At 67.7% G+C, this 11,140-nt stretch carries 13 protein-coding genes; 11 read left to right on the forward strand and 2 right to left on the reverse strand.

Annotated elements, in window-relative coordinates; translation table 11 throughout:
* Nucleotides 1-337: 337 nt before the first annotated feature.
* From AC5JJ6_RS23915 to AC5JJ6_RS23955, 9 genes are all read left to right on the forward strand, one after another.
* On the forward strand, nt 338-829 hold the full coding sequence (locus tag AC5JJ6_RS23915) for an RNA polymerase sigma factor (protein WP_496044458.1): 492 nt from the start codon (nt 338-340) through the stop codon (nt 827-829).
* A gap of 140 nt (nt 830-969) precedes the next feature.
* Nucleotides 970-1,764 carry an anti-sigma factor family protein gene (locus tag AC5JJ6_RS23920; RefSeq protein WP_496044459.1) on the forward strand — a complete coding sequence of 265 codons (795 nt, stop codon included), beginning with the start codon at nt 970-972 and terminating at the stop codon, nt 1,762-1,764.
* A 140-nt stretch (nt 1,765-1,904) separates the two neighbouring features.
* A complete protein-coding gene (gene gspG, locus AC5JJ6_RS23925) occupies nt 1,905-2,396 on the forward strand; it encodes a type II secretion system major pseudopilin GspG (RefSeq protein ID WP_496044460.1) in 492 nt (163 codons plus the stop codon).
* A gap of 1 nt (nt 2,397) precedes the next feature.
* Complete coding sequence (locus AC5JJ6_RS23930; RefSeq protein WP_496044461.1) at nt 2,398-2,847, forward strand: GspH/FimT family pseudopilin; 450 nt, start codon at nt 2,398-2,400, stop codon at nt 2,845-2,847.
* Nucleotides 2,840-3,259 carry a type II secretion system protein gene (locus AC5JJ6_RS23935; protein ID WP_496044462.1) on the forward strand — a complete coding sequence of 140 codons (420 nt, stop codon included), beginning with the start codon at nt 2,840-2,842 and terminating at the stop codon, nt 3,257-3,259. The genes AC5JJ6_RS23930 and AC5JJ6_RS23935 overlap by 8 nt, the downstream gene beginning before the upstream one ends.
* Entirely contained in the window at nt 3,256-3,819 is a 564-nt protein-coding gene (locus AC5JJ6_RS23940; RefSeq protein WP_496044463.1) for a type II secretion system protein GspJ, read from the forward strand. Before AC5JJ6_RS23935 ends, AC5JJ6_RS23940 begins: the two co-directional genes overlap by 4 nt.
* 1 nt (nt 3,820) lies before the next feature.
* Nucleotides 3,821-4,987, forward strand: coding sequence for a PilN domain-containing protein (locus tag AC5JJ6_RS23945; protein ID WP_496044464.1), 1,167 nt, complete (start codon nt 3,821-3,823; stop codon nt 4,985-4,987).
* Nucleotides 4,984-5,592, forward strand: coding sequence for a type II secretion system protein GspM (gene gspM / locus AC5JJ6_RS23950; protein WP_496044465.1), 609 nt, complete (start codon nt 4,984-4,986; stop codon nt 5,590-5,592). Before AC5JJ6_RS23945 ends, gspM begins: the two co-directional genes overlap by 4 nt.
* Entirely contained in the window at nt 5,592-6,170 is a 579-nt protein-coding gene (locus AC5JJ6_RS23955; protein ID WP_496044466.1) for a hypothetical protein, read from the forward strand. The genes gspM and AC5JJ6_RS23955 overlap by 1 nt, the downstream gene beginning before the upstream one ends.
* Nucleotides 6,171-6,186: 16 nt before the next feature.
* Here AC5JJ6_RS23955 and AC5JJ6_RS23960 read toward each other — a convergent pair whose 3' ends face one another.
* Complete coding sequence (locus AC5JJ6_RS23960) at nt 6,187-7,029, reverse strand: type II secretion system minor pseudopilin (protein WP_496044467.1); 843 nt, start codon at nt 7,027-7,029, stop codon at nt 6,187-6,189.
* 28 nt (nt 7,030-7,057) lie between these two features.
* Entirely contained in the window at nt 7,058-9,346 is a 2,289-nt protein-coding gene (gspD, locus tag AC5JJ6_RS23965) for a type II secretion system secretin GspD (RefSeq protein WP_496044468.1), read from the reverse strand.
* A 352-nt stretch (nt 9,347-9,698) separates the two neighbouring features.
* On the opposite strand from gspD, the gene AC5JJ6_RS23970 reads away from it, so the two are divergent.
* Nucleotides 9,699-10,361 carry a prepilin peptidase gene (locus AC5JJ6_RS23970; RefSeq protein ID WP_496044469.1) on the forward strand — a complete coding sequence of 221 codons (663 nt, stop codon included), beginning with the start codon at nt 9,699-9,701 and terminating at the stop codon, nt 10,359-10,361.
* Nucleotides 10,358-11,140 (forward strand): GspE/PulE family protein (locus tag AC5JJ6_RS23975; RefSeq protein WP_496044470.1); only part of this gene is annotated, 783 nt, incomplete at its 3' end. The genes AC5JJ6_RS23970 and AC5JJ6_RS23975, both read left to right, overlap by 4 nt.

Consider the following 11,140-nt stretch of genomic DNA (forward strand, 5'->3'; position numbering starts at 1 on the left):
CGAACCATTTGCATCGACTTGCAAAACGATTCTGACAAGCCCTATTAGGGATCGACGACATGGCCCTGCCTGGTTTCAGCTCGCCCTGTACTTCTTTGGATATACCGTTCTTTTGGAGATTCCCTAAATCTCCCTACCCCGAAAAACTTATGCCGTTACCAACCATTGGTATTGTCCTTATTCTGCCCATGGAAAAGCTCGGTAATTGTCATAATGTCTTTTCACAAATGCCTGCCCGCTCGAAGGGGGAGTCGACGGGAAGGAAGAGTAGAAACAATATTACCTCTGGGCTTTCTCAATATATGGCAAGGCCGTGAAAGAAAAACTCATAACAATCTTGCCGAAGCTGCAACGTTTTGCGCGCGTCCTGACCGGTTCCAGGGATGCCGCCGACGATCTGGTGCAGCAGGCGTGCGAACGGCTGCTGAAAAAACCGGACGCTTACGACGGCATTCTGTGCCTGGAGAGCTGGATGTACAGAGTGATCCACAATGCCTGGATCGACGAGAAGCGCAGCATGCGCAACAAGCTCTCGGAACCGATCGAGGCCGGTCTGGAAATCGCGGGTGAAAACGGCGAGCACACGATCGGCGTAAGGTCCACCCTGGCAAAGGTGCGCCTCGAAATGGCGAAGCTTCCGGTAGAGCAGCGCGCGGCCTTGATGCTGGTCTGTGTCGAGGGAATGAGCTACCAGGAAGCCGCGGGCGTGCTGGCGATACCCGTCGGCACGCTGATGAGCCGGCTGGCGCGGGCGCGGCTGGCGCTTGCTTCACGCATGCGGCAGTCGCAAGCTGGAGAAGGCTCCAGGCTTGTACAGAATATCGGCTGATCCAGCAAAGTACCTTGGCCGGAACTACGAGCGGCAGAGCGACCATGGATCACGGACACGACCGAAGTAACGAACGGAAAGGCGCGACCGAATGCCAGCCGGGAACCTTGCCCGGCGATGTGGCGCGGCACGAATCAGCTATGATCGAGTTGACCGACGAGTTGCTCGTAGCATACGTGGATGGGGAACTGTCCGCGGAAACGCGCGCGTCCGTGAAGGCGCGGGTGGCGCAGGACCCTGTTGCCCAGGGTAAGGTTAAGGACATGGAGGACACCGCCGCCCTGCTGCGCGCCGCCTTCGGCGACGGCGCACCGGGAGACGGCGCTCTGGGCGACGGCAACCTGAACGATGGCGACATCAGGAACAACGTCGTTCCCCTGAAGCCTTCGTTCCGGCATAGGGTCATCCGGAACCATCCCATGATCTCAGGGCTGGCGGTTGCGGCGGCGCTCGCGCTGATGGTCGGCGCCGGCCTGTTCATGAACCCTTTCGTATCGGACGAGCGTGCCGGGTTCATGGCCGACGTCGCGGCATACCATGAAGTCTATGCGAGGGAGACCGAGCATCTGGCCGAGGTACCCGCCTCCCGCAAGGACCACATAGAGGAATGGCTGGGCTCCAGGCTGCAACGCACCCTTTCCGTGCCCGACCTGTCGCAGGAAGGATGGGCCTTCGAAGGCGGCCGGCTGCTGGCGGAGGATGGACAGGCCATAGCGCAGCTCCTCTATACGGCGCCGGGCCGGCAGCCGATCGCCATCTGCATCACGAAGTCGGATCAGCCCGAAACGAAGCCAGTCGAATATGATCCGGGCAAAGGTATTAGAGTAGCTGCATGGGATGCAGGCGGATACCTTTATATCGTGGTGGGCGCATTGGAGAAACCGGAATTGGGAACTCTGGCGGAACAGGTTAGGCATCACTTCGGTACAGTCTGACACCCGGCTTGAATAGTCGTTTTTCTTTAGCAGTAATCCAGCACAAACCCGCTTCATTCTGGAATATGCTGTTCTCCAGCCCGTCCTGCCATTAGGGACACTGCACATCGCTTTGCAGATAGAATGCTGGAGAACAGACAATGAGGACCGCCAGACTACAGGCGCGCCGCCACCCGACCGGTCACAATCCGACTGAAGCGCGCCGGGCAAACCGTAAACGCCCAGCCGCCGCCGCCGGCTTCACCCTTCTCGAACTGCTGGTGGTTCTTGTGATCCTGGGGTTGCTGGCGTCAGTGACGGCTCCGGCTGTGGCGCGCTACCTTAGCGGCGCCAAGGTGGACGCCGCCAAGCTTCAGATCCAGAACATCTCGACCACGCTCGATATGTACCGGCTCGATACCGGCAGCTATCCGGCTGCCCAGGATGGACTGCGGGCCCTGGTGCAGCGGCCTAACGGCGCGCAGCGCTGGAACGGCCCCTACCTGCGCAAGCCCGACATGATCAAGGATCCCTGGGGCCGCGAGTACCAGTACCGCACGCCGGGCGAGCGGGCCGAGGTCGAGGTGTTCACGCTGGGCGCCGACAACGCCACCGGCGGCACCGGTGAAAACCAGGACCTGGGTAGCTGGTAAGATGACCCGGCCCGCCGGCTTCACCCTTCTCGAACTGCTCGTGGTGATCACGGTCATGGGACTGGCGATGCTGGCGGCGCCGCGTCTCGGCGGCGCTTGGGCGGATGGGGCCAGGGACCGCGCCGCCGTCAAGGAACTGGGTTCCGGACTGTCGCGTGCCCGCTTCATGGCGGTGGCGACGCGCAGCCCGGTGGAGGTCCTGTTCGACGTCAAGGACCGGACATGGCGTACCATCCCGACCGGGCCGCGGGGCCGGCTGCCGGATGCCGGCATCAGCGTCCTCGGGGTCGACGGCGCCACGGTCCGCGATGCGGCGACATCCGCGATCCGGTTCTATCCGGACGGCGGGTCGTCGGGCGGCACCATCCTCCTCGACATGCCGGGAAGCGAAGGCAAGCCGACGCGGATAGCCGCCGACTGGCTGAGCGGGAGGGTCGAAGTCCGTGACTGACGCCGCCCTTCCCCTCCGCACCGCCCGTCCCGGCTTCAGCCTGATCGAAGTGCTGGTGGCGCTCGCCATCCTCGGCATCGCGCTGGGCGCCCTGATGCCGCGCATTTCGCTCGGCAGCCTCGTGGCCGAGCGCGCGTCGCGGACCGAGGAAGCGGTGCTGCTGGCCGAACGGCTGCTGACCGAGGCCGGGCGCACCATTCCGCTTCCGGCCAAGGAAGCGGCGGAGGGCCATACCCCGGCCGGGTTCTCGTGGCGGGTCTCCACCTGCTGCGTCAGGACCGTCGCCAATTCGTCGGGCCAGGCCGCCGCCGGCATCGTCGATATCAGGGCCGATGTCTCGTGGCTCTCCATGAGAGGCAGCCAGAGCATCACGCTGACCGGCCGCCGGATCGTTCCCGGAGCGGCCAAGTGACCTGCCGCCCAGGCTTCACCCTGCTGGAAATGCTGGTGGCGATGACGCTTCTCGCCTTCATCATGGTTGCCGGCCAGCAGGCCATAGCGCTGGCCGCCCGCGCCGCGGCTCCCCGCGGCGACGGCGGGCACTCCTTCCTGGTCCGCCACCAGATCGCGGACTGGCTGGAGACATCCATGCCCATCCGCTCCAGCCGGCGGGAGCGTGCCCCCCTGGTATTCGCCGGCGAGCCGGCATCCGTCCGCTTCGTGACCGATCTGCCGGAGCGCTTCGGCATGGCCGGTCCCCATGTCATGACGCTGGCACAGGCGCCGGGCGGATTGCTGGCGACATGGCAGCCGCTGCGTCCCGGCGGCGACGCGCCCGTCGACCAGCGCCTGATGCTCGAAGGCGTAAGCCGTGTCTCGTTCCGCTACTGGGACGGATCGGACGACCGGGGATGGCACGACTCATGGGCTCCGGGTCCGCGCCTGCCGGCCATGATCCAGATGAATTTCGAAGGAGGCGCCGCGCAAGCGTGGCCCCCCATCCTCGTCATATTGAAGAACCAGGGATATTGACATGAATTTGCCCGAGATAGGTGCTGCGGCAGCCGCTGGATGGACATGGTGGACGGGAGAGCTGCGCGGCTGCGTCCCCCGCCGGCGTCGCGCACTGATGGCGCCTTCGACCCTTCGGCTCGACATCTCCGCCGAGAGCGTCACGCTGCGCCGGTCCTCCCGCTCCGTGCGAAGCTTTCCGCTGCCGCTTTCGGACGAGGACCGCGAGATTCTGGCTCACCGGCTCAAGCGCCGCCACGCGGCCGTCGTGTTCGACGCCGGACGCGCCGTGGTGGCTTCGGTCGAACTGCCGCTGGCGGCGGAACGCGCCGTCCCGGCCGCACTCCGGTTCGAGGTCGACCGCCGAACGCCGTTCAAGGCCGGCAACGTCCATCTCGGCTACCGCATCCGGGAACGCGACACGGCGGGCCGCAAGCTCAAGGTGGACATGGTCTGCGTGCCTAAGCGCCTGCTGGACCCAGTGCGCGAGGTCCTGCACGGAGCCGGTGCGACGCTGGACAGCATCGCCGTCGATTTCGGCACGGACAAAGCAGCCGCCGGTTCAGGCGTCGGCAAGGTCGAGCTGACGCTGGACGGCGATCCCCGGCACGGCGGCCGGCAGGCCACAACCCGCATGAGCCATGCGGCGACCTTCGCTTCGGTGCTGGGGATCGGCATGGTGATCGCCGGTCTGCTGATCCCGCTGTTCCGTCTGGAATCGATGGCCGACAGCGTCGAAGCCGATGTCGCCGCCCTGCGCACCCAGGCGATCAAGGCGGTGGACCTGGAGAACCGGCTGACCGAGATCGCGACGCGGGAAACCGCGCTGGACACCTTCCTGTCCGGCACCGCCCCCGTCGTCCTGCTGGCCGAACTGGCGCGCGTCGCCGGCGACGATACGCACTTCACGGCCTTCCGCTTCGACGGCGGCACGATCAACGTGGACGGGCACGGCGCGTCCGCCGCCGCCCTCGCCGAAGTGATCGAAGGCTCGCCCCTGTTCCGCAACCCGACCTTCCGCGCGGCGGTGACGCCGGTCGCCAACGGCGGCGAGCAGTTCTCCCTGGGCTTCGAGGTCGAAGGAGACACCCGGACCGCCTCGGCGCTGCCGCCGGTCACGGCCGTCAGATCGCCCGCCCAGCGCCCGCAGTCCGAACACCGCGCAAACCGCCGTCCGGAGGCACGATGAACACCCTGTCCCCCCACCTGTCGCCCCGGATGTCGTCGCCCAGGCTGTCGCCCCGGCTGTCGAAGCTTCTGGCTCTGGCGATCCTTGCCGGCGTCACGGCGGGCACCGTCAATCTGGCGGTGCTGCCGCTGCTCGACCGCTGGACGGCGGCGCAGGACCGGCTTGCCGACGCGGCGGGCTGGCGCGCCCGCCTGACCGCGACGGTCGATCGCATCCCCGCCCTGAAGCAAGCCGTGGACGAGGCGGAGAAAGCGGCGGCCCAGCGCAGCGGCGTCCTGCGTATCGAGAACGAGGCGCTCGGCACGGCGGAATTCCAGACGCTGATCCAGAAGGTCATGGCCGAGTCCGGAAGTCAGGCCCGCAGCGTCCAGGCGCTTGCCCCCCGGCGCGAGCACGGTATGCTGCAGCTCGGCATGCGGGTCAGGGCCTATGGCGACGAACAGGCGCTGGTCAAGCTTCTCGACACCGCCCGCCGGCAGGATCCGTCCCTCGCCGTCCGCAACCTCAACATCGCGGCGGCAAGCACCGGGTACGGGGAGCGCGAGGCGACACAGGTGGACATGCAGATCGATTTCGAGATTTTGGCCGTTGAGGAACACAAGTGATGCGCTTTTCCCCCGCACTCCTCCTGTCGCTGGTGACGCTGGGCGCCGGCGGCGCGACACTGGCCACCGGGCTGAACTGGCAACCGGACCCCGGCACGGTCGACGTCGCTCCTGCTCCGGCGCCGCAGCCGGTCAAGACTGCCGCCGCCGCACCGTCGGGCGACGCGGCCCTGGTGCAAACCCTGCGTGACCGTCCCCCCTTCACTCCCGGCCGCCGTCCGCCGCAGCAGCCCGTCCTGGCGCTGGCCGATGCCGCGGAGCCGGAAGCGGTCACCGACCTGCCCGTACCGACCGTGCGCGGCATCGCCCTGTCCGGCCCAGGCTCCATCGCCATCGTGGCGCTCGAGGCCGAAAGCCACCGCCTGCATCGCGTCGCCCTCGGCGGCGAGATCGGCGGCTGGCGAGTCAGTGCGATCCAGCGCGAGAGCGTCGTCTTCAAGACCGACACGGTCGAGGCGAAGGCCTATCTCGGCAAGCCCGGGGAAGAACCTCGGGTCGAGACGACCCGTCACGACTCCGAAGTGGCGCAGAAGGAAGACGCCGACGGCACGCGGCTGGCCAACGGCCAGCATATGTGACCTGAAGGGTCGGGCGTTACATCGCCCCGCCCGGCCGCCAGCCGATCCACGTGACGGGCTGGCGCGCGTCGCCGGTGATCCGCAGGACGGCTCGGCGCTCGAACAGGACGCCGTTCGGCAACTCGGCGACGGCGTCGACCGTGAAGACCCGGTGGCGCGACGGCGCCACCGCGATGGCGAGGCCGGCGCCTTCCAGGCCTAGCGACAGCGCCTTCAGCGGCAGCGGCCCGGACTCCGGATCGAACTGCGATCGGCCGTTGTAGATCGTGACATAGGGCGTCAGCGCCTCGACCAGGGCCGGGGTCATGCCGAGCACCTGCCCCAGTTCGCCGATGCTGTCGAACGCCGCGTCCTTGCCCCCTGCAGCCACTCCCGCGGCAAGATACTCGGGGTCCTCGGCGCCGTGCAGCCGGCGCAGGTTGTCGATGTCCCGGAAATCGGCGATCCGGTCGGCCAGAACGGCCGCATCCTCCGCCGCCAAGCCCTTGTTGTCCCGCATGACGGCCTGGAGCAGCACCGCCAGGAGTTCCGGCTGGGCGCCGTTGAGGTCGATCTTGCCGTCCTCGTCCGCCACGGTCACGCGGACCGGCACGTCGTCGATCCTGACCTCGAATTCGGCGAGATCGAGCAGGTTCAGCACCGGCGTCCCGGCGTTGATGCGCCCGACGAGCTGGAACGCCGCTTCCTCCACGGCGCCGTCGGCCGCCGCCCGCGCCTTGCCCATGCCGGCCGCCCAGCCGCTCCGGTCCAGATCGAAGCCGGTCCGCGACACCACGATCGCCGCGAACAGCCCGACGACCATGATGATCCAGAACACCGCGATCAGCGCGAACCCGCGCCGGCGCATCGGCGGTCTCACTGTCGATCTCTCCCTCAAGGCTCTCCCTTCAAGGTTCCCTATGCACCACGGGCAGCAGCCCCTGCATCTTGGACCGCAGCTCGTTGGTCATGTCGCGGGCGTCCTGGACGGTCTGCACGATGCGGGGCCGCAGCAGGATCAGCAGTTCGGTGCGGCGGACATCGGTCGTCCGGGTGCCGAACAGCGGTCCCACCACCGGCAACCCGGACAGATAGGGCAAACCGTCCCGCCCGGCGCTGGCGCTGTCGCGGATCAGGCCGCCCAGCCCGATGGTCTCGCCGCTCTTGACCGCGACGGTACTGGCGATCCGGCGCTGCTGGATGGTCGGAGCGTTGATGTCGGACGTGGTCGTCCGCGCCGCGTCCGAAACGTTCTGCTCGACCTCCATCCGGACCATGCCGCTCTCGTTGACCCGCGGCGTCACCTGAAGGGTGACGCCGGTATCGACGTACTGGACCGAGTTGACGATGGGCGCGTCCGGATTGACGACGCTGACGGCCTGCTGGACAGGGACCGGCACGCTGTCGCCGACCTGAAGCAGAGCCGGCTCGTTGGTCAGCGCCAGCACCTGGGGCGAGGATATCACGCGGACGTCGGTGATCGCTTCCAGCGCGCTCAGCACGACGCGGGCGTCGGCCGTGTTGAAGACCGCCGCGAAGCCCGGCAGCTGGGGCTGCACGTCGACCCCGCCCGTCCTGCTCAGCAACGCCGTGAAGTTGCCGCTGTTGAAGAACCATTGCAGGCCGTACTGAAGCTGGTCGTTGAGCGTGACTTCGGCGATGGTCGCCTCGATCAGCACCTGGAGCGGCTGGGTGTCCAGCTGCCTGAGCGCGTTTTCCATCCGGCGGAATTGCTGCCGCGTCGCCTGGATGATCAGCGCGTTGCGGCTGTCGTCGGCGATGATCCGCAGCCCCGGGGCCGAAACAGCCGTGAAGCCGCTGCCGTTCTGGCCGCCCGCCCCGCCGCTGCCGTCGCCGCTGCCGAAGCCCGATCCGCCCTGTCCACCCAGTCCGCCGCCCAAGCCGCCGAGGCCTCCGCCCAGGCCGCCTCCGCCAAATCCGCCCTGGCCGCTCTGCCCGCCAAGCCCGTTCTGGCCCAAGCCGCCCTGTCCGAGCCCGCCCTGGCCCAGTCCGCCGCCCTGCCCCAACCCTCCCTGGTTGCGCTGCAGGGTCGATTGCGCAAGCTGGCGCGACCGCAAGCCCGGCGCAACGCCGCCGATCTGCTGTCCGGTAGGTTCCGCGCCGAAGATCTGGCCCAGGGCCGTGGCAAGGTCGGCGGCCCTGCCGTTCTGGATCGGGTAGACGAACAGCTCGGGGTCGGACCCTCCGCCTTCCTGGTCCAGCCGCTCCGCCCAGGACAGCATGCGGTCGATGCTGCCGGCGTTGCGCGTGACGATGACCAGGGCGTTCATCCGCTCGACCGGCACGAAGCGGACATCCTGCGTCCCCTCCTCCGATCCGAAGATGGACGTCAGTTCCTCCGCCAGCGCCGCCGGCGAGGCGTAGCGCAGCGGCTTCAGCGCGAAGGACATGCCCTGAAGCTGGTCCAGGTCGATCGCCTGCACCGTCGCTTCCAGCAGGTCGAGCTGCGGCCGCGACCCCGCGAGCAGAAGCACGTTCCGCTTGGTCTCGACCGAGACGAGAGCGCCGCGCGGCGTCAGCGGCGCCAGCAGTTCGGCCGCCTTGGACGCCTCGATATGGCGCAGCGGCAGGATGCGGACACCGGTGCCGATGCCGCCGACCATCGACGGTCCGTTCGCCAGCGCGGCCTCGGCCGGCACCACCTGATAGCCGCCGGGGAACGGCACCAGGGCGACGCCGTGCATCTGAAGCACCCGCTCAACCACGTTCAGCACGTCCTGGCGCGGGATCGGCCCGCGGGTGTCGATGCTGACCGTGCCCTCGATCCTGGGGTCGACGGAATAGCTCAGCCCCAGGATATCGCCGAGCACGGCGCGGGAGAATTCGCGGATATCGGTCTCGGGGAAATTCAGTTCGACGTTCTCGCCCGTCAGCGTCGGCCGCGTGGAGGTCTGGGGCACCTGGATGCGCAAGCCGCCGCGCTCGACGATCGCCGCACGGCGCGGCGGCTCGTCCCGCCTGACGCTCGACGAAGTACCCGTCCCGCCGCCCGGAACCAGCGCCGTCGGCTGGTTGCCGGCCGTGCCGGCATCACTCTGCATCAGTTTGGCGAAGCGCTCGTCGATCCTGGCCTGGGATTCGCGCTGCTGCGCACACCCCACCAGAAGCGCCAGCATGGCGCATGCCGTAATGCTGAGCCGCAGACCTGAATGGGTCGGCCTGTCATGTGTCTTCATGGAACGTTTGCCCGATATCCAGAACCGTGACGAAACAGGTGATCTAAATCTTTTGCTGAAACTTTCGTTAATCGATAGATCCAGTGCCATTTTCCTAACACTCCGACCCGGTTTGCCTGAAAAGCGCATCCAGGTGGTTGCGAGGAATGATCCGGCTCCACCACTTTCGACACTGCCCCATTCCTACGGGAAAGTGCAGTTGATCGTTAGGCCGACCCAAACGCCAATAAGTCATAACTATGCAATAAATCCCATTTTGGGCCGTCCTTCCATGGGCAGTCGCGCCGCGGGCAGTCTCACGCCTCACGCATCGGTATTCCGGGAACGGTCGGGTATGTTTATGATGGAAGGCATGGAACTGCTGATAATCGCATTGGGACCCCTGGTCGGCGGACTGATCGGAATGGCCGTGGACCGTTACCCGCCACCGGACCCCGAAGGCCAGGACGACGCGTGGGAGCCGGACACGGCGCCCGCCGTCCTGCGCCGCCTCCACCCCGGAGTGGAGATCGCCGCCACCCTTACCGGAGCCGCCGCTGTCCTGGCGCTGCCGGCTCCCCTGTCCCTGTTCGCGGCACTGCTCGGCTGGGTCCTGCTGACGCTGGCGTTGATCGACCTGCGCCATCTGGAAGTGCCCGACGCCATCTCCCTGCCGCTGATCCCGGCCGGTCTCGCCGCCACATGGTGGGTCGAGCCGGAAGCCATGCTGATCCATGCCGCCGCCGCCGCTGCCGGCGCCGGGGCGATCTGGCTGCTCGGAGAAGTCTTCCGGCGCCTGCGCGGCTACGCCGGCATCGGCGGCGGCGACGTCCGCCTGTTCGCTGTCGCGGGCGCCTGGGTCGGGCTGGCGGCGCTTCCCGGCGTCCTGTTCCTGTCCGGCGTCTTCGGCCTTCTCGCCGCCGCATTCCTGGTCCATAGGGGCTGGGTCGCCTGGGGCGACCGCATCCCGTTCGTTCCGGCCCTTTCCGCGGCCCTCTGGGTCGTCTTCCTCGCTCCCCAACTGGTGCAGCCATGACGAGCCTCGCCGAGACCCCGCCAGCCCCCCAGCGGTCCAGCGCTTCCCTGGCCACCGCCGGGGACGACTTCGCCGCAGGATTGCTGGAGTCCGGCCATCTCACCGCCGCCTCGCTGGAGCGTGCCCGCCGCGCCGCCGCCGAGAGCGGCATCGGCCTGCCCAGCGCCGTCGTCAACCTTGGCATCGCCCCCGAGAACACCGTCGCGGAAACGCTCGCCCGCACCCTCTCCCTCCCGCTGGTCGAGGCGGACGAGTGGCCGACCGAGGCGATCGGCGACGCCAGCACCCGCTGGATGGAACAGGCCCGCCTGCTGCCGCTCCGGCTGGAGGACGACCATGTCGTCGTCGCCTCCGCCGACCCGACGGACGCGGCGGCCCTGCATGCCGCCAGCCTGCTGTTCGACCTGCCGGTAAAGGTGCGCGTCGCGACCCAGTCGGATATCCGCAAGGCCGTCGCCAAGCTCCACGACGGCTCCACCTCCGACACCCATGTCACAACCTCGGCGGCCGACGACGACCTTCAGCGCCTCAAGGATCTCGCCAGCGAGGCCCCTGTCGTCCGCTTCGTCAACCGCATGATCATCCAGGCGGTCGAAAGCCGCGCCTCCGACATCCACCTGGAAAGCCACGAGGCCGGGCCGCTGCTCTGGCTCCGGATCGACGGCGACCTCAGCCCGATCGAACCGCCCGCCGCAGCTCTCCACCGCGCCGTCGTCTCCCGCATCAAGATCCTCGCCGGCCTCGACATCGCCGAGCGCCGCCTGCCCCAGGACGGCCGC

Source organism: Skermanella sp. (assembly GCF_059503625.1).

What these genes read in the sequence shown, in the direction of transcription:
- gspD (WP_496044468.1), bottom strand. Translation starts at nt 9,346, where the DNA reads ATGAAGACACATGACAGGCCGACCCATTCAGGTCTGCGGCTCAGCATT.
- AC5JJ6_RS23945 (WP_496044464.1), top strand. Translation starts at nt 3,821, where the DNA reads ATGAATTTGCCCGAGATAGGTGCTGCGGCAGCCGCTGGATGGACATGG.
- AC5JJ6_RS23955 (WP_496044466.1), top strand. Translation starts at nt 5,592, where the DNA reads ATGCGCTTTTCCCCCGCACTCCTCCTGTCGCTGGTGACGCTGGGCGCC.
- AC5JJ6_RS23970 (WP_496044469.1), top strand. Translation starts at nt 9,699, where the DNA reads ATGGAACTGCTGATAATCGCATTGGGACCCCTGGTCGGCGGACTGATC.
- gspM (WP_496044465.1), top strand. Translation starts at nt 4,984, where the DNA reads ATGAACACCCTGTCCCCCCACCTGTCGCCCCGGATGTCGTCGCCCAGG.
- AC5JJ6_RS23920 (WP_496044459.1), top strand. Translation starts at nt 970, where the DNA reads ATGATCGAGTTGACCGACGAGTTGCTCGTAGCATACGTGGATGGGGAA.
- AC5JJ6_RS23930 (WP_496044461.1), top strand. Translation starts at nt 2,398, where the DNA reads ATGACCCGGCCCGCCGGCTTCACCCTTCTCGAACTGCTCGTGGTGATC.
- gspG (WP_496044460.1), top strand. Translation starts at nt 1,905, where the DNA reads ATGAGGACCGCCAGACTACAGGCGCGCCGCCACCCGACCGGTCACAAT.